Genomic DNA, 17,793 nt, shown 5'->3' with positions numbered 1-17,793 from the left:
GGAAACGCTCGTACGGCGGGGAACACGCGGACACTTAACGCAGAAGCGACACAACGGCCTCCGGCTCAGACGCTCGGCGGCGGCCGAAGATCACCCCACGCGCTCCGCGGCCCGCGGCGGCCCGGACCGGTCGCCAGCACGGCCGCGCCGACCGTCCACTCGCCGACCACCACCAGCTCGTCGTCGACGCGAAGCCACGGAATGCCCACCACCGCGAATCGGATCCGGAGCCGGCCACCACCACCCTCCGGTTCGACGACCGGTTCATTCGCCTCGACCTCCACCACCCGCACGACGTGCCGCGGCGCGCTACCGGCGACGACACGCGCATGCGCGGCGCGGGCAGCGGCGGCGAACCGCGGTACCCGGTACTGCCCGTACCACCCGAGCCAGGCCGCACCCACGAGGCACGTCACCACAAAGATCGGCCGCGGCATCTGATCACCCGGATCCAGCGGCAGAGCGGCCAGAAACCCGACCGTCATCGCGAGCGCGATCCCCCGGCTCCAGGCCACGATCCGGCGCAGACGGCGCAGCGTCGCGTCCGCCGTGGCGACCAGCGCCTCCGGCGTCGGCTCACGGACGTCGATCGGCAGGCGCCGCGGGTCCGGGACACCCAGCCGCCCCTCGGCGACCGCCCGCCGGTCGAGCACGCGCATCCGCCAGACGCAGAACGGAGCAACGACCGCCCCGAAGTAGAACGCTCCACCGAGCCCCCAGACCCAGGGCGGGAAAACCAGCAGGAAGACCGCGTTGCCCAGCACGGTCAAACCGAGGCCGAGGAGCCAGACCGATGGGCGGGCCGCCACGAGCAGGAGCAATTGCCCCGGGTTGCGGTGGAGCCGGCCGATCGGATCCGGCTCCAGGCGCTGTTCGGACACGGCCCGGAGCCTAGAGCCTTCCGGTTGCACGGGGTTGGGCGTTCTCGCTACACGGTTTAACTAGCACTGCTAGCGTGCTCGCACTCGGCGGCGCCGCTGGGAGCGGACGACCGCCACCTCGTCCGACGAAGGGCGCCCGGACATGACCGATTCCGCTCTGCGCCACCCCCCGCTGTTCACCCGTCTCTGGCGACGCAAGCTCGACCACTACCCCGCCACCGGCCCACGCGCGTGGTACCTGACGATCGTCGTCATCGCGACGATCACGCTGTACTACGAGCTGTACGTCCAAGGCGCGGTCGCGACGCAGATCATCGACGAGTTCGACATGACGCTGCGCTACTTCGTGGTCGTCGCGATCGTCGGCAACGCCGCCGGCGCGCTCGCCTCGGTCATCGCCGGGCTCGCCGACCGGTGGGGGCGGGCGAACCTGGTCGTCGTCGGGCTGCTGATCACCGCGCTGATCATCCTGATCGGACTGCCGAACGCCACCGACCGCAACAGCTACACGCTGCTGTTCACCGCGCTGAGTTTCGTCGAAGGCATGGTGCTGGTCGCCACCCCGGCGCTGATCCGCGACTTCTCGCCGCAGCTCGGCCGGGCGTCCGCGATGGGGTTCTGGACGCTCGGCCCGGTGCTCGGCAGCCTCGTCGTGTCGACGGTCTCCAGCCGGACGCTCCCGACCCACCCGGACTGGCGGTTCCAGTTCGTCGTCTGCGGCCTGGTCGGGCTCGGCGCGTTCGGGCTGGCGCTGATCGGCCTGCGCGAGCTGTCGCCCCGGCTGCGCGACCAGCTGATGGTCAGCCTGCGTGACCGGACGCTGATCGAGGCCAGGGCCGCGGGCATCGACCCGGAGCGCGAGACCGACCGCGACCGCTGGCGCCGCGTGTTCCGCGCCGACGTCGTCTGGCCGGCGTTCGCGATCAGCGTGTTCCTGCTCTTCTACTACTTCGCGGTCGGCTTTTTCGTCGTCTACTACGCGATCCAGTTCGGTTACTCCGAGGCGCGGGCGAACGCGCTCGCGAACTGGTACTGGGTGGCGAATGCGCTCGCGCTGGTGGTCGCGGGCATCACGTCGGACGCGTTCCAGGTCCGCAAGCCGTTCATGATCTTCGGCGGCCTGGTCAGCGCGAGCGGCGTCGCGATGTTCGCGATCCTGACCACCCGCCCGGAGACCAGCTACTACACGTTCGCCTGGCTGCTGGTCATGATCGCCAGCGGCGGCGGCATCGCGTACTGCGCCTGGATGGCCGCGTTCACCGAGACCGTCGAGAAGCACGACCCGGCCGCCACCGCGACCGGGCTCGCGATCTGGGGCAGCGTGCTGCGCGGCGTCGTCACCGTGTCGTTGATCGGGTTGGTCATCGCGGTCCCGTCCGCGAACGCGCTCGTCGACCACGGGCCGGAGGTGCGGGAGCTCGCGGCGAAGTACGAAGCCGAGGTCGCGACCGCCGCGAAGCTCTCCGCGCCGACCGCGGACACGCTCGCGAGCGACCCGGACAACCCCGTCGTGCAGGCGGTCGCGGTCGCCGAGATCGCGGACCTCCCGGTCACCACGGTCGCGGCCGTGCTCATCACGCAGCAGAAGTATCCGGACCTGCTGAAGGCCTATACGTCGCTCCGCAAGCCGCTGGGCACGTACTTCACGTACAACGTCGGCACGCCCGAGGTGCAAGCGATCATCTGGGGGCAGGTGCTGACCGCGATGGACGAGGATGTGGCCAGGGCCCAGCGAGCCTTGAGCCAGCTGCGAAACCCACCGCCGGACGCCGACCTCGACGCGACCGTGAAGTACGGCCAGCGGGTGAACGCGGCGGCCTCACAGCTGGTCGCGCTGAGCCGGGTTCCGGCGGACGACCTGGCGTATCTGCAGGCGCACGGCGCGGACGTCGCCCGTGCCCGGGAGGCCGCACCGCACGAGTGGCAGCGGTGGTGGTGGGTCGCGTTCGCCGGCCAGATCGTGTTCCTGCCGTTCGTCTTCCTCCTCACCGGACGGTGGAACCCGGCGCGCGCGATGCGCGACGCCCAGCTGCACGAGCAGGCCGTCGCGCGCGAACTCGCCGCCCTCCACGAGCAGCGGGGGTCATAACGACGACCGAGGGTGACGGACGTGCTCACGTCACCCCCGGCCGGGCCCGGACGGCGCCGCGAGTCCTGCCCGACTCGCGGCGCCACGGGCGTTAGCGGGGTCCTTTCCTTCTCTAGGCGTAGACGTTCAGGACGGCACCGGTCGTGGCTTGGACCAGTGCGGCCTGTTGGCGGGCGGCTTCCGCCTGCCGTTCCTGGACTGCCGAGGACTGCTGTGCTACCGCGACTTCGGCGACGCGTTGCTGCTCGTCCGCTCGCGATTGGCGGACGGCGGCGTTCTGCCCTGCCCGGTCCTGTGACGCTGCGCGGGCTAACGCGTAGGCGGCAGGACGGGGATCCGAGGATCCGGAGATGGCGAAGCTGGACATCACTGCTCCTGACTGGGCAACAGGGGGTGGGAGTGCGGCTCGGGCGGGGGCGGGCTCACGTGTAGACGTCGAGCTTCGCTTCTGCCTTTGCTGCGTTGAGCTCCGCTTGGTCCTTGGCGACTTCGGCCTTGGCGTCCTTGAGCTCGGCGGCCGCCCGTGCGGCGGTTTGCGCCTTGCGGTCGGTCTCGGCCTTCCGCTCGTCCACCTTCTGCTGATCCAGCCTGACTTGCCGGCTTGCCTCGTCGACACGGCTGTTACTGCCCGTCGACCGGACTGGGGCGAACTGCGTCCCGGATAATGAAACTCCGCCTACGGACATGACAACCTCCTCGGGGCAATCCGGCCGCGGCATCCGTGCCAGCGGTCCGAGCGTTGCAAGAGAGGTTTCGGCAGTTCCGATAGCCGGATGAGGACTCATTCCCGGATTTCCGCCGTTGGGCCCGACCTCGCGCCGGACGGCGGTTCCCGATCCCCCGATCGGCCGAGGAACCCTACTGGGCAGTAACCGTGGTCTCGACGTCGGACGGGGCGCCGATCGACCGCAGGCGCGCGGCCACGGACTCGTCCAGCGTCTCGACCAGGGTCAGCGCCGCGAGGTTCGCGTGCACCTGCTCGGGCCGGGTCGCCCCGGTGAGCAGGCTGGCGACAACCGGGTTGAGCAGCGGAAACGCGAGCGCGAGCGCGGCCGGTGGGGTGTTCAGCTCGGCCGCGAGCGCGGCGAGTTCGCGGCCGGCCGCCACCGCGGCTGCCAGGCGCGGCTCGGTGAGCGCCTCCGGGTGCCGCCCGTCCGCCCCGGCGTCGTACTTGCCGGTCAGAACACCGCCGACCAGCGCGTAGGACGCCACGACCCCGGTGTTCGCGGCCGCCAGCGCACGGATCAGGTGGTCGTCCTCGACGACGTCCCGGTGGACCAGGCTGTACGGCAGCTGGGCCGCCGCCGGGGCGGGCCAGCCCCGCATGTCGGCGATCTGCGCGGCCTCCAGCACCTGCGCGGCGGACCAGTTGAGGACACCCCAGGCGCGAGCCTTACCGGCCTCGATCAGCGCGACGATCCGCTCCACCGCCTCGGCGACGTCCAGGCCGTCCGGGGGTGGCGCGGTGTAGATCAGGTCGACGTCGTCAAACCCCATCCGGCCGAGCGAGGCGTCCAGCTCCTGGTCCGGCGTCTGCTCGGGCCAGAACTCCCACCACAGCTTGTTCGCGACGACCGCCTGCTCGCGCGGCCAGCCCGCGGCGCGAAACAGCTCACCGAACACGACCTCGGAGTAGCCGGTGCGGATCGGCGCGCCGCCCGTCTCGTCGTCGTACCGGGCGTCGTCGAGGAACGTCAGGCCGGCCTCGTGAGCCGCACGCAGGACAGCGACACCCTCGTCCCGGCTGATGCGCTCGAACGTCCGCCACGACCCGAGCCCGAGTCGGCTCACAGTGATTCCGGACGCCCCCAACGCCCTCATCGGCATGTTCACGGTTTGCGTCCCTCCCCGGCCGCGTCCGGACACCGCCTGAGGCCCCACACTACCGTGCGTGACCCACGCGGGTGTTTGCGCACCACGTCCGGGTGCACTCGGAAACAGGGAGCGACGGTTACGGGTTGCCGGTGGGCGCCTCCGCCGAGCTCGGCGCGAGGTCCTCGGCCAGCCGGCCTTCCATCCAGGGCAGGGCGGTCAGCATCGCGACGACGGCTACGGCGAGTGCCACCAGTAATACGACGAAGAACATCACGCCTCCCGGAGACGATCGCGGCCCGGCGCCGCGTCGCCCGGAGCGTTACCCGCGACCTCACGGATTGATGCGCGTCCCTGGCGTGTCACCGGATTCCCGGCGTGTCGACCGCTCCGTCTACTTCGTCCCCGCGGGGCGTTCGTCCCGCGGCGGCCGTCCCTCGCAGCGTCCGTGTCCGCGGCGTTCGTCCCCCGCAGCGCTCGTCCCCGCAGCGTCCGTCTCCGCGTCAGCGGAGCGCGCGGGACACTCCGCGCGCCGCCGCCTGGACGGCCGGCGCCAGCGCGACCGGCTGGGCGCCGTCGGAGTGCACGACCAGCGAGATCGCGGCCACCACCGTGCCGTCCGCGCCGCGGATCGGGGCCGCTACCGACAGTGAGTCCATCGTGACCTGGCGGTCGCTCACCGCGTATCCGCGCTGCCGCACCGACGCCAGCGTCCGGCGCAGCTCGTCCGCAGCGGTGACCGTCCGCTCGGTGTACCGCTCCAGCGGCTGCCCGAGCACCTGCTCCTGGACGTCGGTGGGCGCGTACGCGAGCAGGACCAGCCCGACCCCGGTGCAATGCATCGCCCAGCGTCCGCCGACCCGGGTCCGGACCGGCACCGCGTGGCGCCCGGTGATCCGCTCGACGAACACCACCTCGACGCCGTCCCGCACGGCAAGCTGGGCGTTCTCCCTGGTCACCTCGTAGAGGTCCTCGAGGAACGGCAGCGCGAGCTCGCGGAGCCCGAGACCGCGCGGCGCCAGCGACGCCAGCTCCCAGAGCCGGAGCCCGATCCGGTAGCGGCCGCCGTCGTCACGCTCCAGCGCGCCGCAGGCCACGAGTTCGCCCGCGAGCCGGTGCGCGGTGGTCAGCGGCAGGTCCGCGCGCCGGGCGAGTTCGGTCAGCGTCAGCCGGGAGTGGTCCGGCCCGAACGCGTTGAGCAGCGTGAACGCCCGCCCGATCGAGGAGCGGGACGCGCGGCGCGAGTCGGCGGGAGCCACGGCAACCATCGTGGCACTCCGCGCCCGGGCATCCGCGGCCCCGCCAGGGATTCGGGGCCGCGGACGGGTCAGCGAACGGCGACCAGCGTCCGAGCGCGCTCCAGCTCCCGCACGCGGGGCACGACCTCGCGGGCGAACACCGGGAGGTCGACCTCCGGGTCGGCCAGGTCGAGCACCACCAGCCCGGCGCCCGAACGCCCGTACTTCACCAGCCGCGCGGCCACCGCGTCGGGCTCCTCGAGCGTCGCGGCGACCGACACGGCGAACCCGACCTCGCGTCCGGTGCCCGCCGCCTCGCCGTCCAGCGCGGCGACCTGCGCCGGGACCTCATCCGGCCCGGCTCCCGGGTGCAGGTACCAGTCGCCGGTGCGGGCGGCGAGCGACGCCGCGGCGCGCCAACCGCCGGAAACGACGATCTCGGGTGCCACGTCCGGCCGGACGCTGGGCCGCAGCCCGCGGGCGCGGAAGTGTTCGCCGTCCACGTCGACGCGGCCACCGGTCCAGAGCCCACGCACGATGCGGGCGAACTCCTCCGCCCGGTGGTCGTCGGGGTGCGGGCCGCTGCGGAGGTCGATCGCGAACCGTCCGCCGGAGAGCCGGGCGGCGACCGCACCGAACCGCGCCAGCAGCGCCGGATGCCAGGCGGCGACCGAGATCGGGGCCACGACCGTCAGCCGGCGAGCCGCGCCGAGCAGGGCGAGCGTCGTCTCGCTGGACAGGCCCGCATCACCACCGCTGAACACGTAGTCGAGCCCGAGGATGTCGGCGAGCGCGGTGAGGCGGCGGGCCTGAGCGACGGCCGCGTCACGGTGCACGGATGGCGACAGCTGCGGCCGGCCGGTTCGTCCGACCGGGATACGGATTCCGAACAGCAGCGGCGCAGTCATGGACACATGATAGCCACAATTCCTATCGGTTCGCTAGGGATAGTCGTAGAGTGGCGTTCGTCCCAGCCGTCGGCGGAGGAGAAACACGCATGGCGAGCACCCCGGTCCGCGTCGTCCTCGTCGGTGCCGGTCCCCGCGGTACCGGCCTGCTCGAACGGCTCACCGCGCACGCATCCGCGCTGCTGTCCGACCGGCCGCTGGACCTGCACGTCGTGGACCCGTTCCCGTTCGGGCCCGGCCGGATCTGGCAGCCCGAGCGTGCCGGCGTCGACCGGCTGGACTCAGTGGACGACACCGCGATCCTGCCCGGCGAGCCGTCCGCACGCGCGTGGGCCGCCGCTCACGCCCGGTGGGGTGGCGCCCCCGCCGGGGAGCCGCTCGGCAGGCAGGCCTTCGGCCACTATCTGACGTGGGCGTTCTGGCACACGGTCCGGACCGCTCCGGCCGGCGTGACGATCCGGACGCACCTGGGCTCCGCGGTGGACGTCGTCGGCGAACCGGACGGCCCGCAGCACGTCGTGCTCGACACCGGCGCCGAGCTGACCGCCGACGTCGTGGTGCTCGCGCAGGGCCGTGCGGGGACCCGCCCCACCGCTGAACAGTGGAAGCTGGCGGACTTCGCCGACTGGCGCGGGCTGCGGTACGAGCGCCCCCGCGACGGTGACACGCTCTCGTTCGACGGCGTTCCGGCCGGGGTCGACGTCCTGATCCGAGACGCCGGACCGGTCACCGGTGACCTGGTGGCGCTGCTGACCGTCGCTCGCGGCGGCCGGTACGTCGGCGACACCTACCGGCCCACCGGGGCCGAACCGCGGATCCACCTGCGGTCCCCGGCCCGTCCCGACCTCGCGCCGGTCCGGCGGCCCGCGGCCGCGGCCGCGTGGGAGAAACGCCGCGCCGCGCTGGTGGACGCCGGGGTCGTGGTGCCGCATCCCGCTTCCGACGTCGTCGTGCCGGACGCCACCCGCAACGCGTTCGTGCTGGGCACCGGCGCCGCAGCGGTGGCCGCGCGCACGCTGATCGAGCCGGACACCGCGTGGGGCCCGCTGCGTTCGTCCGACGATCCGCTGCTCCGCGCGCTGGCCGAGCGGGGTGAACTGGCCGGCTGGAGCGGCAGCGGTGCGCTGCTCGACCGGCACGGCGTGGCCCATCCGCGGCGCTTCGCGTACGGCCCGCTCGTCGGTGGTGCGGATACTCTGACCGGCACCGCGCTCGCCACCGAGAACGACGTCGCCGCCCGCCACGTCCTGGCCGTTCTCACCGGGGTGGCGGTTCTCGCCGGGGTGGCCACCTGACGAACGAGGCGCTGCCGAAGTCCGAGATCAACCCGCAGGGGCTTCCGAAGAGCTGAGAACGGCTCCCCACGGGGAGAGTGACGACAACGCGTAGTAGGTTCGGCCCGGACCCGATGGGTCCGGGCCGAACTCTGTGGGGAGGACGCAGGTGGTCGACGGACTGGCGACTGCGGTGACGGTCGTCGCGCTCGCGCTGGCGGCCTGGGCGCTGATCGAGGTTCTTCGTGGTTTCGCACCGCGGAAGCCGCTGCTGGTCGGCGTCGTCGGCCTGGAGGCGCTGCTCGTCGTCCAACTCGTCGTCGCGGTGGTGAAGCTGGTGACCGACCGGACCCCCGACGAGCTGGCGACGTTCCTCGGGTACCTGATCGCCTCGCTGATCATCCTTCCGGTCGGCTACTTCTGGGCGTGGTCGGAGAAGAACCGTTCGGCGACCGCGGTCGTCGGCGTGGCGTGCCTTGTCATCCCGGTACTCGTCGTGCGCATGAACCAGGTGTGGAGTGTCTGAGCAGCCCACCGGCACCGCCCACGGGCCGGGGCGGGTGCTCGTCGCGGTGTACGGGTTGTTCGCGCTCGCCGCCGGTGCCCGCGCGGGCGTCCAGATCGCGTCCCGCTTCGGCGACGCGCCGGTTGCCTACCTGCTCTCCGCGTTCGCCGCGCTGGTGTACGTGGGTGCGACGGTCGCGCTGGCCCGGTCGGGACCGCGCTGGTGGCTGGTCGCCCTGGTCTGCTGCTCGATCGAGTTGATCGGTGTCCTGGCCGTCGGCACCGCGAGCCTGGTGGTGCCCGAGGAATTCCCGGATGCGACGGTCTGGTCCGACTACGGCAGCGGCTACGGTTTCATCCCGCTGATACTGCCGGTGCTCGGGTTGCTCTGGTTGTGGAAGTCGCGTCCGGAACGCTGACGCCTGTGCCTTTCGGACACCGGGGCGGGCCGTTCGCCGGATTGGCCAACCGTCGTAGGGGTTCCTATCCTGGCCCGGATCAGCCCTTCGCTTCGCGGCGGAGCCACTGTCCGCACAGGCGCGAACACGTGCCGTAGCGCTCCGGGAGCACGATGGACACGAGTCGCTCCTTCGTCGGACGCGGCCCGGAGACGGTGGTCCTGGGCGAAGCATGGCGGTCGACGCAGGCCGGTGACCCGCGGGTGGTCAGCGTCACCGGCGCACCAGGCACCGGGAAGACGCGCCTGGTCGAACACTTCCTCGCCGGGCTGCCGGGCGCGTCGACGCTCTGGCTGGCGGCCGACGAGAACGAGGTCGACCGGCAGTGGGAGATTCTCCGGCAGGCCGTCGCGCGGTTGCCGTCCTCGGCGACCGCCGAGTCGATCCGGACGCCCGATCCGGGGGCGAACCCGGTGTTCGTCGGCGACGCGCTCGCCACCGACCTGCAGCGCGCCGGCCCGACCGTGGTGGTCGTGGACGACGCGCACTGGGCCGACCGCGCCTCGATCGAGGCGATCCGGTACGCCGCGAGGCGGATGCCGTCGGCGCCGGTCCTCGTCGTGGTGATCCACCACCCGCCCGGCGCGGTGCGGCGGATCCCGGACGGCCGCCCGAACCCGGGTCTGCCGGACGGCTGGCGCCGGATGGTGGAGTCCGACCGGGGCGTCGAACTGGAGCTCGGTGGGCTCGCACCCGACGAGCTGATGCAGCTCGCGGCCCTGGAGGGCCGGGCCGGGCTCTCGCCAGCCGGTGCGGCCAGGCTCTGGCAGCTGACCGACGGAAACCCGTTGCACGTCCGTCACCTGCTGCCTCAGCTCTCGATGCGGACGCTGGCCGCGGACAGTAGCCCGTTGCCCGCACCGCACTCGATCTCGGCGACGATCGCCTCCCAGCTGGCGACGTGCCACGCGCCGGCCAGAGAGCTGGTGTCGGCCGCGGCCGTCCTGGGTGAACGGTTCCGGCTGGCCGACGCCGCCGCGATCGCCGAGCTCGCCGGGGGCCCGCTGACCGCCGCGACCACCGAGGCGCTGGCCGTCGGGCTGATCGTCGAGGTGCCGGGCAGCGGCGGGCGCGAGTTCGTGTTCGCCGACCGGTTGACCCGCTCGTCGCTCTACCACGACCGGGCGCTGTCCTACCGGCAGGAGCTGCACCGGCGGGCGGCGCGGCTGGGCGGGCCGAACGTGCTCGATCACCGGCTCACCGCCGCGGCCGGTGGCCTGGACGCGGAGCTGGCCGACGACGCCGAGCACGCCGCCCGGGAACGCTGGCGACGCGGGGAGCTGACCGCGGCCGCGGCGCTGTACCGGCACGCCGTCGAACTCACCCCGCGCGGGCCGGTGCGAGCCGCCCGCGTACTCACCACCGTCGAGGCGCTGCTGGTCGCCGGCGACGCGGCCGGCGCGCAGGACTACGAGAGCGACGTCGGCACCGCGCCCGACGGGCCGTGGCGCGACTACGTCGCCGGGTACCAACTGCTGCTCTCCGGCCGGATCCCCGAGGCGAAAACCCTCCTCGACCGCGCACTGGCCACGGTCCGCGAGCCCGATCCCACGGCCGGCGCTCTCGCGGGTCAGCCGACCGCCGGCGATCTCCAGGCTCGGCCCGACGGTGGCGCTCTCGCGGGTCAGCCGACCGCCGGCGATCTCCAAGCTCGTATCGCGGCGCAGCTCGCGATCATCGCGATCCTCACGCTCGACTACCGGGACATGATCCGGTACGGCGTCGAGGCGGTCGAGGCACCGGCGACCGAACCCTGGGTCGCCGCCTACGCGCACTTCGCCCGCGCGATCGGGCTGGCCCTGTCCGGCCGGGCCGAGGAGGCGATCGCCGCGCTCGCCGACGCCGACGCCCCCGGAGCCGCCGGTGCGCTCGACGCGCTCTGCGCCCGCGGCATGATCGCGCTCTGGACCGATCGCCTGGCCGACGCCGACCGCGACCTGCGTCAGTCGGTCGCGCGCGCCACCGCCGGTGAGGCGCTGCGCATCGGCCAGGCGCTGGGTTACCTCGCCGAGGTCGAGTACCGCCGCGGCGAGCTCACCGACGCGGTGCTGCACGCCGAACTCGCGCTCGGCGACGCCGAGGAGAGCCTCCGGGTCTGGGAGTACGCGATCCTGCACGCGCTGGCCTGCTATCCCCGCGCGGCCCGCGCCGAGTGGTCCGCCGCCGACGCCCACGTCCGCGCCGCCGCGCACTGGGCCGGGCTGATCGGCGCGAGCACCGGCCTGGCCTACGCCGCCGGCGGGCTCGCCGCGATCGCCCAGGCCAAGGACGACCCCACCGCGCTGCTCGCGGCCGCGGTGGACATCGAGAAGCACTACGACTCGCAGGAGCCGGGCACCCACCTGTTCGGGCCGCTGCGCGCGGACGCCCTGGCTCAGCTCGGCCGCCCCGACGACGCGGACGCGGCCCTCGCGACGTACCTGTCCAAACTGGCCCGTCCGGAGCGACGATCCGCCCGGCTCGGCGTCGCCCGGGTCCGCGCCCGGATCGCGCTGGCCCGCGGCGCGCACCGCGAGGCCCTGACCGCGTGCACCGAGGCGCTCGCGCTGGCCACCGAGATCGGGCTGCCGCTGGAGGTCGTCCGGATCAACCTGCTGACCGGCCGCTGCCTGGCCGCGCTGGACCGGCGGGCCCCTGCGGTCGCCGCGCTGCGCACCGCGCTACTGCAGTCCAGGGCGCTCGGCGCGACGGCTTACGTCACCCAGGCCGCGGACGCCGCCCGCACGCTCGGGCTCTCGATCGAGACGCCGGAGGCGGTCTTCGCCGGGCTCACCGCGACCGAGCTGAGCATCGCCCGGCTGATCGGCGCCCGCCGCACGAACAAGCAGATCGCCGTCGAGCTCTCGCTGAGCGTCAAGACCGTCGAAGGCCACCTCACCGCGATCTACCGCAAGCTCGGTGTGGACGGTCGGGGCGAGCTGCGCGCTCTCGCCGCGCGCTGATCGGCCCACCCCAGGGTCGGCGCCGCGGATTCCCAGGGTCGACCCCGGAAGACAGCGGGGGGTCATCGTTCCTACGCTGGCCCCCGAGTGGCAGCAACGGGGGCCGGAATGCGTCTCATCATTGAGCTGAGTCAGACCGCACAGGGTCGGCTCGAGGGCAGCGTCGCACGCCCCAACTCGTCCAACGAGCTGTCTTTTGAGGGCGTCGTCGAGCTGGTAGGGGTTTTGGAGCAGCTTCTGCGCGCCGGAAAGCCGACCGGGGAGCCGGACACCACCCCAGGGTGAGAAGCCGGAAAGTCCCGGGCCGGACTCCGTATCGCGACGACACCGGCCCACCGTAGGTTTCTAAGCGCACCGCCCAGGCCCGGGCCGGCCAGCTAGGGGCCGCTCCGGCCCGGCCTGGGGGGTGAGGTGGGGGAAGCCGGACCCGGGGGGGGCCGGCCTGTTCGGTAGGCGCCGGCGCGAGAGGCGCCTACCGTGCAGGCCCCGGATGCTGGGGCTCGTTCCGCGGCAGGCAGACGATGAACCGGGTGTCCCCCGGCACGCTCTGGACGCTCAGGTCGCCACCGTGCCGGTTCACCACGATCCGCCACGAGATGTCCAGCCCCAGGCCCGTACCCTCGCCGACCGGCTTGGTCGTGAAGAACGGCTCGAAGATCCGCTCCTGGATCTCCTCCGGCACGCCTGGCCCGGTGTCGCAGACCTCGACCTGCACCGGGCTGTCCGGGTCCTCCGGCCGCCGCAGGCTCGTGCGGATCGTCAGCGTGCCCTTGCCGCCCATCGCCGAGATCGCGTTGACGATCAGGTTCGTCCAGACCTGGTTGAGCTCACCGGGGTACGCCGGGATCTGCGGGAGCGTCCGGTCGTACTCCTTGACGACCGAGATCTCCTTCTTGTTGATCTTCCCGGAGAGCATGACCAGCGTGCTGTCGATGCCTTCGTGGACGTCGATCCACTGGTGCGGTGCCCGGTCGAGCTGGGAGTACTGCTTCGCGGCCGTGACCAGCTCGGAGATTCGGCCCGACGCCTGCGAGATCTCCATCATCAGCTGCTCGGTCTCGAGCGTGTAGCCGATCCAGTGCAGCGCGCTGTCCAGGTGCTTGCCGCCGAGCCGCTCCTCGGCGTCCTCCACCCAGTCGATGTCGATCCCGGCCGCGACGAGCGTCGGCGCGAGGTCCCAGGCCATCGGGACGTCCCGCTCCTCGAGCCAGTCACCCAGCTCGTCCTCGCGGTCGTTCGCCTCCACCGGGGACAGTTCCTTGGCCTTCGCGCACCGCTCGACCGCGTCCTCCTGCAGGTCGACCAGGACCGCCAGCCGCTCGCGGGGAATGTCGCCGCGCGCCAGTGCGGCGAGCTTGTGCCGCGACTTCGCGACCCGCTCGCGCAGCAGCGACGCCGCCCGCGCGGTGGCGGCGGCCGGGTTGTTCAGCTCGTGGGTCAGCCCGGCGGTGAGCGACCCGAGCGCCTGCAGCCGCTCCCGCGAGCCGACCGTGGCCTGGTTGGCCTGGCCGCCGAAGTAGAGGCCCTCCAGCAGGTGGACGGTCATCGGGAACCAGGTGCTGACGACCGTCGCGAAGTCCTCGGCGGGCAGCACGTAGAACGTGGACGGGGTGAGCGCGGTCATCGTCTGCAGGTACCGCTGCGGGACCCGGTCACCGAGGTAGGCCATATAGGACCCGGCGTAGGCACCCGGCTTGTCGGTGCGGGAGATCTCCACCCGCGCGCCGCCGACCGTCCGGCTGAGCTTGATCGTGCCGGAGAGCAGCACGAAGAAGCACGTCGCCGGGTCGCCCTCGCCGTAGACGACGGAGTTCGCTTCGCGCTCCTCCCTCGCCCCGTGCTCGGCCAGCCAGGTGAGCTGCTCGGGGCTGAGCGCCTCGAACAGGAACAGTTGTTTCAGCTCGTCGGGGCTCACCCGGTCGGTCATCACAGCGTCCTTCCTCGCGCGGTACTTCCAGTGTGCGCTCTCACGCGCTGAGGTAGCGGTGGACGAGCGTCACCGCCATCGCTCCTTCGCCGACCGCCGAGGCCACCCGTTTCACCGACTGCGAGCGGACGTCACCGGCCACGAACACACCCGGGATGCTGGTCTCCAGCGGGAACGGATCCCGGTCCACGGTCCAGCCGGCGGGCCGTGCGCCGTCGTCGCCGAGCAGGTCGGTGCCCGCCAGGACAAATCCGGCCTCGTCGCGGGCCACCACACCGTCCATCCAGTCGGTGAGCGGGGCGGCTCCGATGAACACGAAGCAGAACCCGGCGTCGACCGCTTCGATCTCGCCGGTGTCGCCGTTCCTCAGGTCGATCCGTTGCAGCCGCCCCTCGCCGAGGCACGCGCACACGGTCGTCCGGGTCTGGACGATGACGTTGTCGATCTCGTCCAGCTGCTTGATCAGGTACGCCGACATCGACGCCTCGAGCGACGGACCGCGGACGACCAGCCGCACCCGCGACGCGTGCTTGGAGAAGAACACCGCGGCCTGACCGGCGGAGTTGGCGCCGCCGACGATGACGACCTCCTGACCGGCGCACGCCGGGGCCTCCACCGCCGCGGAACCGTAGTAGACGCCGCGCCCGGTCAGGTCGTCGATGCCGTCGGCCGCCAACCGCCGGTAGGACACGCCGGTTGCGAGCACGACGGCGTGTGCCGCGATCTCGGTGCCGTCCTCGAATTTCACGCCGCGGGCCGAGCCCTTGACGATCAGCTCGCAGGCCCGGCGGGTGGTGAGGATCTCCGCGCCGAACTTGATCGCCTGGCGCCGGGCGCGCTCGGTGAGCTGGGCGCCGCTGACGCCGTCCGGGAAGCCGAGGTAGTTCTCGATGCGAGAGCTCTGCCCGGCTTGGCCGCCGGTGGCTTGCTGCTCGACGAGAACGGTCCTTAACCCCTCGGAGGCCGCGTAGACCGCGGCGCCGAGCCCGGCCGGTCCGCCGCCCACGATGATGACGTCGTAGAACTTCTCCGCCGGGTTGGTGGCCAGGCCGACGCGGCTCGCCAGCTCGGACGGCGTCGGACTGCGCAGTACTTCACCCTCGGGCGTCACCACCAGCGGGATCACGTCCGGCTCCTCGGGATCGGCGTCAGCCGACTCCAGCAGCCGCCGTCCCTCGGACGAGTCGGCGAAGTACCAGCGGTAGGGCACCTGGTTGCGGGCCAGGAAGTCCCGCAGCTCGAACGACGCGGGCGAGAACTGGTGCCCGACGACCTTGATCTCGTCGACCGGCGAGTCGCCCGCGGCCTGCCAGGTCGCGATCAGCGCGTCGACCACCGGGTAGAGCTTCTCCTCGGGCGGGTCCCAGGGCTTGAGCAGGTAGTGGTCGACGTCGACCACGTTGATCGCCTGGATCGCGGCATCGGTGTCGGCGTACGCGGTGAGCAGCGCGCGGCGGGCCCGCGGGAACAGGTCCATCGCGGCCTCGAGGAACTCGATGCCGTTCATCTGCGGCATCCGGTAGTCGGCGAGGATCGCCGCCACCCGGTCGCCGCGCAGCTTGATCTCCTTGAGCGCGTCCAGGGCCTGCGGACCGGAGTCCGCGCGCATGACCCGGTAGTCCTCGCCGTACCGACGCCGCAGGTCACGCGCTACGGCACGCGACACGGACGGGTCGTCGTCGACGGTGAGCAAAACCGGCTTGCCCATCAGCCCTCCCGGACACGCAGGACGCCCACGCGCCCCGACCGTCCCCTAGTCTGCCCCGCCGGATCGCGGTGCGACGGCGGTGGGCCGGGAAGAACAGTCATCTGACCGAAGGCGGGACTCGATCGGTTCAGAAATGTCGGTTTCCCGCGGGCCAGCCGGGCTGCGACAGCATCAGCTCCGGCAGCCGGCCGAACAGGGCCCTCGCCTGTCCGCGGGCGTCCGCGATGATCGCGTCCGGCTCGCTCAGGTCGGCCTCGGTGCGCCAGACGAACGGGTGGTCGGTCTCCGCGGGCACACTCGACGCGGCGAGCGCGACGTACTGGTGGTCGACGTGGACGTGGTCGGCCGGGGTGTGCCGGTCGGGGCCGACCGCGATCTCGACCGTCCACCAGGGCGGCGACACCGGCGTGTGCGGATAGCCGTCCGGGAGCTTCTCGTGCGGAGGGGGCAGGAGTGCGGCGGTGAGGCCGGTCTCCTCGGTCACCTCGCGCAGCGCCGCCTCGGCCGCCGTCTCGTCCGGCTCGACGTGACCGCCGGGCGGGATCCAGACGCCGAGCCGCGGGTGGAACACCAGCCCCAGGCAGTACCGCCCCTCGACCAGTCCGAACACAAAAACGGTCGCCGTCGCCTCTTTCACCACGGGCCGCACGCTACCCCGGCAGCCGCCGGATCCGCGCCGGACAACCTCTGGTTGTGGGAGCCCGTCGATTCGGTTGTTTGATCCGGTATCTCGGGCCTTGCTTTGATCCCCCGGGTTGTTTCCGGCGGGAGGCGTGGTGTGGCGGCGAGACGATCCCTGGGGCGGCAGTTCGGATGGCTCTGGACGGCGTACGCGGTCAGCGCGTACGGCTCCGGCCTGGGGTTCGGCGCTTTGCCACTGATCGCCGTGCTCGTGCTGGACGCCGGTCCCGCCCAGGTGTCCGCCTTGTCCGCGGTGGGGCCGGCCGTGGGCGCGCTGATCGCCGTGCCGCTGGGGCCGTGGGTGGAGTTCCGGCGCAAGCGGCCGGTGATGATCGGGATGGACCTGGCCCGGTTCGCGGTCCTGCTGACGATCCCGGTCGCGTACGCGCTGGGCCGGCTGAGTTTCGTCCACCTGCTGGTCGTGTCGGCCGTGGTCGCGGCGGCCAAGATCGCGTTCAGCGCGGCGAGCGGCGCCTACCTGAAGTCCCTCGTCCGGCCGGCGGACCTGCTCGTGGCCAACGCCCGGTTCGAGTCGACGACGTGGAGTTCGATCGCGGTCGGACCACCGCTGGGCGGGGCGGCGGTCGGCCTGTTCGGACCGGTGGTCACGATCCTGGCCGACGCCCTGAGCTACCTGCTCTCCGCGCTGGGCATCGCGGCGATCCGCGACCGCGAGGAACCCCCGCAGCGCACCGGCACCAACCGGGTCCGGGCTAACGAGCTCCTCGACGGCTGGCGGCACCTCCTGAGCCGGCCCGGTCTGCGCGCGCTCTACTTCAACCAGGTGCTCGTCGCCGGGCTGATCATGGCCACCGAGCCGCTGCTGGCCGTGCTGATGCTCGGCGATCTCGGCTTCGCACCCTGGCAGTACGGGCTCGCGTTCGCCGCACCGTGCGTCGGCGGGCTGATCGGCTCGCGCCTGGCGCCTCGGGTCGTGGCCAGGTACGGCCAGCACCGCGTTCTGCGCACCGTGGGCACGCTGCGCGCGATCTGGCTGATCGGCCTCGCGTTCGTCCAGCCCGGCGTCGTCGGGCTCGCCACGGTGATCGCGGTCGAGCTGGCGATCATCGTCAGCATGAGCCTGTACAACCCGGTGCTCGCGACCTACCGGCTGGAGCACACTCCGAAGGACCGCGTCGTCCGCACGCTGTCCGCCTGGTCGATCAGCAGCGGCGCGGCCATCGCCGTCCTCAGCGCGCTCGGCGGGCTGCTCGCCGAAGCCACCAGCCCACGCGCGGCCGTCACGGTCGCGGGCCTGCTCATCCTCGCCAGCCCGCTGCTGCTACCCCGCCACCCTGAGCCCCGAGCCGTACCGGACCGCACCACCGAGGCGGCAGCGGCTTTCCCCGGGCCGTAACCATGGTTACATCG

General features: G+C 72.4%; 17 protein-coding genes. 7 read left to right on the top strand and 10 right to left on the bottom strand.

What is annotated here, in order from left to right:
* Positions 1-65: 65 nt before the first annotated feature.
* Complete coding sequence (locus tag BUB75_RS04025; protein ID WP_073251468.1) at positions 66-881, bottom strand: hypothetical protein; 816 nt, start codon at positions 879-881, stop codon at positions 66-68.
* Between the two features lie 142 nt (positions 882-1,023).
* Between BUB75_RS04025 and BUB75_RS04020 the strand changes: the two genes are divergently transcribed.
* The gene (locus BUB75_RS04020) at positions 1,024-2,970 is read left to right on the top strand and encodes an MFS transporter (protein WP_073251466.1); all 1,947 of its coding nucleotides are present in this window, start codon (positions 1,024-1,026) and stop codon (positions 2,968-2,970) included.
* Positions 2,971-3,082: 112 nt separating this feature from the next.
* Here BUB75_RS04020 and BUB75_RS44825 read toward each other — a convergent pair whose 3' ends face one another.
* From BUB75_RS44825 to BUB75_RS04005, 6 genes are all read right to left on the bottom strand, one after another.
* Positions 3,083-3,337: a hypothetical protein gene (locus tag BUB75_RS44825; RefSeq protein ID WP_143175014.1), complete on the bottom strand. Its 255-nt coding sequence runs from the start codon at positions 3,335-3,337 to the stop codon at positions 3,083-3,085.
* Between the two features lie 55 nt (positions 3,338-3,392).
* Complete coding sequence (locus BUB75_RS44820; RefSeq protein ID WP_143175013.1) at positions 3,393-3,656, bottom strand: hypothetical protein; 264 nt, start codon at positions 3,654-3,656, stop codon at positions 3,393-3,395.
* 172 nt (positions 3,657-3,828) lie between these two features.
* Positions 3,829-4,761: an aldo/keto reductase gene (locus BUB75_RS04015; RefSeq protein WP_073251464.1), complete on the bottom strand. Its 933-nt coding sequence runs from the start codon at positions 4,759-4,761 to the stop codon at positions 3,829-3,831.
* 160 nt (positions 4,762-4,921) lie between these two features.
* The gene (locus BUB75_RS48060) at positions 4,922-5,056 is read right to left on the bottom strand and encodes a hypothetical protein (RefSeq protein ID WP_281248279.1); all 135 of its coding nucleotides are present in this window, start codon (positions 5,054-5,056) and stop codon (positions 4,922-4,924) included.
* A gap of 229 nt (positions 5,057-5,285) precedes the next feature.
* Positions 5,286-6,050 (bottom strand): IclR family transcriptional regulator, encoded by a 765-nt coding sequence (locus tag BUB75_RS04010; RefSeq protein WP_073251462.1) that lies wholly within the window; start codon positions 6,048-6,050, stop codon positions 5,286-5,288.
* Positions 6,051-6,109: 59 nt separating this feature from the next.
* The gene (locus BUB75_RS04005; RefSeq protein ID WP_073251460.1) at positions 6,110-6,928 is read right to left on the bottom strand and encodes an LLM class flavin-dependent oxidoreductase; all 819 of its coding nucleotides are present in this window, start codon (positions 6,926-6,928) and stop codon (positions 6,110-6,112) included.
* An 89-nt stretch (positions 6,929-7,017) separates the two neighbouring features.
* Between BUB75_RS04005 and BUB75_RS44815 the strand changes: the two genes are divergently transcribed.
* From BUB75_RS44815 to BUB75_RS46070, 5 genes are all read left to right on the top strand, one after another.
* Positions 7,018-8,223, top strand: a complete 1,206-nt coding sequence (locus tag BUB75_RS44815; RefSeq protein ID WP_073251457.1) for an FAD/NAD(P)-binding protein — start codon at positions 7,018-7,020, stop codon at positions 8,221-8,223.
* A gap of 148 nt (positions 8,224-8,371) precedes the next feature.
* Entirely contained in the window at positions 8,372-8,728 is a 357-nt protein-coding gene (locus BUB75_RS03995; RefSeq protein ID WP_073251455.1) for a hypothetical protein, read from the top strand.
* The gene (locus BUB75_RS03990) at positions 8,721-9,125 is read left to right on the top strand and encodes a hypothetical protein (protein ID WP_073251453.1); all 405 of its coding nucleotides are present in this window, start codon (positions 8,721-8,723) and stop codon (positions 9,123-9,125) included. The genes BUB75_RS03995 and BUB75_RS03990 overlap by 8 nt, the downstream gene beginning before the upstream one ends.
* Before the next feature lie 152 nt (positions 9,126-9,277).
* Entirely contained in the window at positions 9,278-12,106 is a 2,829-nt protein-coding gene (locus tag BUB75_RS03985) for a helix-turn-helix transcriptional regulator (protein ID WP_073251450.1), read from the top strand.
* Between the two features lie 108 nt (positions 12,107-12,214).
* Positions 12,215-12,391, top strand: coding sequence for a hypothetical protein (locus tag BUB75_RS46070; protein WP_178379759.1), 177 nt, complete (start codon positions 12,215-12,217; stop codon positions 12,389-12,391).
* Positions 12,392-12,578: 187 nt separating this feature from the next.
* On the opposite strand, the gene BUB75_RS03980 is transcribed toward BUB75_RS46070, so the two are convergent.
* From BUB75_RS03980 to BUB75_RS03970, 3 genes are all read right to left on the bottom strand, one after another.
* Complete coding sequence (locus tag BUB75_RS03980) at positions 12,579-14,033, bottom strand: ATP-binding protein (RefSeq protein WP_073251448.1); 1,455 nt, start codon at positions 14,031-14,033, stop codon at positions 12,579-12,581.
* Between the two features lie 40 nt (positions 14,034-14,073).
* A complete protein-coding gene (locus tag BUB75_RS03975; RefSeq protein WP_073251446.1) occupies positions 14,074-15,741 on the bottom strand; it encodes an NAD(P)/FAD-dependent oxidoreductase in 1,668 nt (555 codons plus the stop codon).
* Positions 15,742-15,868: 127 nt separating this feature from the next.
* Positions 15,869-16,381 carry an NUDIX domain-containing protein gene (locus tag BUB75_RS03970; RefSeq protein ID WP_084740196.1) on the bottom strand — a complete coding sequence of 171 codons (513 nt, stop codon included), beginning with the start codon at positions 16,379-16,381 and terminating at the stop codon, positions 15,869-15,871.
* Between the two features lie 138 nt (positions 16,382-16,519).
* On the opposite strand from BUB75_RS03970, the gene BUB75_RS47540 reads away from it, so the two are divergent.
* Positions 16,520-17,779 carry an MFS transporter gene (locus tag BUB75_RS47540; protein WP_073251443.1) on the top strand — a complete coding sequence of 420 codons (1,260 nt, stop codon included), beginning with the start codon at positions 16,520-16,522 and terminating at the stop codon, positions 17,777-17,779.
* Positions 17,780-17,793 lie beyond the last annotated feature (14 nt).

The organism is Cryptosporangium aurantiacum, from assembly GCF_900143005.1.
In the GTDB taxonomy this organism is placed as follows: domain Bacteria; phylum Actinomycetota; class Actinomycetes; order Mycobacteriales; family Cryptosporangiaceae; genus Cryptosporangium; species Cryptosporangium aurantiacum.
This window is presented reverse-complemented; position numbering and strand designations above follow the sequence as displayed.